The organism is Methanosarcina spelaei, from assembly GCF_002287235.1.
Lineage (GTDB): Archaea > Halobacteriota > Methanosarcinia > Methanosarcinales > Methanosarcinaceae > Methanosarcina > Methanosarcina spelaei.
Map to the genome: position 1 here is coordinate 1 of NZ_LMVP01000191.1, position 3,210 is coordinate 3,210.

Annotated in this window: 4 protein-coding genes; 1 reads left to right on the forward strand and 3 read right to left on the reverse strand. The window is 39.9% G+C overall.

All coding sequences use genetic code 11. From position 1 onward, the window contains the following. The first annotated feature begins 89 nt into the window (after positions 1-89). Positions 90-344 carry a hypothetical protein gene (locus ASJ81_RS10555; protein WP_170943278.1) on the forward strand — a complete coding sequence of 85 codons (255 nt, stop codon included), beginning with the start codon at positions 90-92 and terminating at the stop codon, positions 342-344. 501 nt (positions 345-845) lie between these two features. On the opposite strand, the gene ASJ81_RS10560 is transcribed toward ASJ81_RS10555, so the two are convergent. From ASJ81_RS10560 to ASJ81_RS10570, 3 genes are all read right to left on the reverse strand, one after another. Continuing rightward, entirely contained in the window at positions 846-1,703 is an 858-nt protein-coding gene (locus ASJ81_RS10560; RefSeq protein ID WP_095644423.1) for a 4Fe-4S binding protein, read from the reverse strand. A 109-nt stretch (positions 1,704-1,812) separates the two neighbouring features. Continuing rightward, complete coding sequence (locus tag ASJ81_RS10565; protein WP_095644424.1) at positions 1,813-2,151, reverse strand: branched-chain amino acid transporter permease; 339 nt, start codon at positions 2,149-2,151, stop codon at positions 1,813-1,815. Further along, positions 2,151-3,065, reverse strand: coding sequence for an AzlC family ABC transporter permease (locus ASJ81_RS10570; RefSeq protein WP_095644425.1), 915 nt, complete (start codon positions 3,063-3,065; stop codon positions 2,151-2,153). The genes ASJ81_RS10565 and ASJ81_RS10570 overlap by 1 nt, the downstream gene beginning before the upstream one ends. Positions 3,066-3,210 lie beyond the last annotated feature (145 nt).

A 3,210-nucleotide genomic window follows, 5' to 3' on the forward strand; every position in this document is an offset into this window, starting at 1 on the left:
CTGGCGCGGACATACCCCGTTGCTTGCAGCGGGGTGCGCCAGCGCAACTTTGATTCTGTGCAAAGACAATTAGCAAAATAGATCTGACTTTGCGCCAGAAATCATTGCGTGGTTTAATGAATTTAAAGTTTCATCTTGCAATGTATTGTATTATGAAACATTTTGGAAAAATGAATTATTCAATTCAAGACATTCTTTCTTTACCAGAAGATTATTTGTCAGAGAGCTTGATCATAGAATCATTGGACGAAATAAGAGGTTTAGTAGATTTAAACGGTGGTGACTTAGCTGGTATCACCAAAACAAAGGAATTTGTACTCTGTTTGCAAAATAAATTTACCTAAATTTTTGATATTTTGCAAAAGGAAATTGAATAATTTGCCAATTACCTGAGGTTTTGCCAAAACTGATATTAGTACTCTAAAAGCAAATAAATAGCTTATAATCATATATTTTACCAAAAAATTACTTTAAAAGCCTCTAAATTAGTGCTGAAAAATGCCTTTGAATACTAATCCAGCTCTATAAATTGATATAATATTATGTCCAAATTAAAAATTTTAATTTATTGAGATTTATTTCTAAAAACTTCATAAAATTATAAATATTTCTTGTGTTTTTAAAGCTTAAATGGACTTTGTTTCGTAATTAATAGCTTACTAATAGCTATAACATTACATACAGTGACATAAATGTATTAAATAGATATTAAGTCATTAATAGATAAATTTTTCATAAAATAAGACGTATTAATGATCATTAGTGAAAATAAAGTAATATAAGGGAAAATGGCAAAACCTCACCTGATTTCAGAGTGCAGTTATTCCGTGACTTTAAAGAAGTTTTCAGGGAAGGACTTCTTTCCTGTACTTATCGATACCAAGCCTGTCAATGAGTTCTCCTAACCTTTCCCCATCAAGGCCTTCTCTCCTGTAATACTCAAAGGTTTTTTCAAGGACTGAGAACAACTGTTCCTCGTCTGCAAGCTCAAGAAGTTTTATCCCTTGCATGGGCTGACGTCCTGCCTTGCCCCCTACAAAGATAGTGCATCCGGTTTTTTCTGCCCTCAGTGCATCTTTCCGGCAGGCTGCAATACATGCTCCGCAGAGGATGCATTTTTCAGTGTTTATAGAGGCTTTATCTTCCTGGACTTTTATTGCTCCCACCTTACAAGCTTTTTCACAGCGCTTGCAGCCGACACAATTTTCCTCGACGGTTTTGGGCTTTACAGTACCCATGACTCCAAAGTCATTTTCCTGAGGCCTTACACAGGCTGAAGGGCAACCTGTTACTGCAATTTTGAGCTTTTTGGGGACAGATTCCCCAAAGTATTTTTCATCGATCCTGCATGCTATGCTCTCGCAGTTAATTAACCCGTTCCTGCAAACCCTGTCTCCCTGGCAGGCAACCACAGCTCTTACCCTTTTTCCGGCAGAACCTCCAAAAATACCCTGCTTTTCAAGTTCTTCGTTTGCTGCTTCCGCATCTTCAAGTTTAACAAAAGGAACCTCAATCTGCTGTCTTGAGGTTATGTGAATGTAACCGGAGCCATATTTTTCGGCTGCATCTGCAATTGCCCGCAGCTTTTCGGCGTCCAGATTCCCACTCACAACCTTCAGCCGCATTGAAAACATATTTTCCTGCCTCTGAGGCAGAAATCCTTTGCTTTTGAGCAAAGACACATCGATTTTTTTATCATTCATATAAGGTCACTTGTTGTAAAAGCATTATTATTAATGTGTATAAATATTTTTGTTTTTTTTAGTTGGTTTTTTAATATATTTTGGCTTTTAACAGGCAGCTTTAACAAAGTCAGAGAAACGAAAAAACGTTGAACTGCACGAGTACCATATAAAGCACCGTCCCTGTAAAGATACTGAGCATGGCATTTCTTTTCCAGAAATGCAGCCCTGCAACGACACCTATGGTGAACAATTCCGGAATCCCGTAAGGAGCTGTAAGCCATTGAACGTCTTTGAGGCAGTAGATGACAAGCAGCAGGAGAATCATAGGAGGCAAGTTTTTTTCAATAACTGCAAGCATTGTAGGGGGTTCCCTTGAGCCAAAAAACAGAAAAGGAAGAGCCCTGGTTGTAAAGGTTGCAAGCGCTATGACTGCAATGGTTACGAGCATTTGAAGAGTGTCCAGCATCAGTTTTCCTCCTTGATTTTGCCTTCAACAGGCTGTATAGATGTATCAATCGACTGAATTCCGTTCTGTATTTTTGAAACTCCCTTCATTTCCTGGCTTTTCTCCGTTCTCTGTGTTTTCTGGTTTTTCTCCATTACCTGTATTTTCTGGTTTTTCTCCGTTACCTGTATTTTCTGCATTTCCTGCTCTCTTTGTGTTCTCTGCATTGACTTTTCCTTGCCAATCAGGATCAAGGTCCCGAGAATGATTGAGGCAAGCAACATATTGTCAGAGCTGAACATAATAAGAGAAAGGGTTCCTGCACCAACTGCAGCTATGAACGGAAAGCGCGCCTCTGAACTAAAGTACTGCTCTATAGTCAGCACCACAAAAAGCGCAGTCAGCACGAAACTCATGCCATCAAGATTAAGATCCAGGATAGAGCCGAGTGCAGCTCCCAGAACTGAACCTGCGATCCAGTAGAGGTGGTCAAGGGCTGCGATATAAAAGTAAAACTTTGATTTCGAGCTGCCCTGCGGGACATCCGTTGTGGTCAGGAGAGCGTATGTCTCGTCGGTTAGTGCGAAGATCAGGTAAGGTTTAACCCTGCCGATCCCGGAAAACTTCTCAAGGAGAGACAGCCCGTAAAAAGCGTGCCTGAAATTCAGAAGCAACGTGGCTATGGCAAACTCAGTTAATCCTGCACCTGCAGAAAGTAAAGCTACTGCTAGAAACTGCCCTGAGCCTGCATAGACAAAAAGGCTCATAATGAGAGCGTAGACCCAGTGATATCCTGCACCGTCAAGCAAAAAACCAAAAGCCATTCCGAGAGGGATATACCCAAGAAGCACAGGAATTGTGGTTTTAAAGGCGATGGTAAAAAGACCTTTATTTTGCTCGTCTGCTTCCTTTTTGTACTCCCCGTTTCTGACCATGCTATCTATCTTCTGCTGCCCGTGCCGTAATTCTTTTGAAAAATGAAAAACAGGGATTATATTTATCAGGCTCTTCGTCATTTCAGATGGGTAGTTTGAAATCTAACTTTCCTAATTTTAGATAGATCATAGTAATAAAATACTG

Bases quoted from the DNA above. Each gene is read 5' to 3' on its own strand.
- ASJ81_RS10565 (WP_095644424.1), bottom strand. From the start codon at position 2,151: ATGCTGGACACTCTTCAAATGCTCGTAACCATTGCAGTCATAGCGCTT.
- ASJ81_RS10560 (WP_095644423.1), bottom strand. From the start codon at position 1,703: ATGAATGATAAAAAAATCGATGTGTCTTTGCTCAAAAGCAAAGGATTT.
- ASJ81_RS10570 (WP_095644425.1), bottom strand. From the start codon at position 3,065: ATGGTCAGAAACGGGGAGTACAAAAAGGAAGCAGACGAGCAAAATAAA.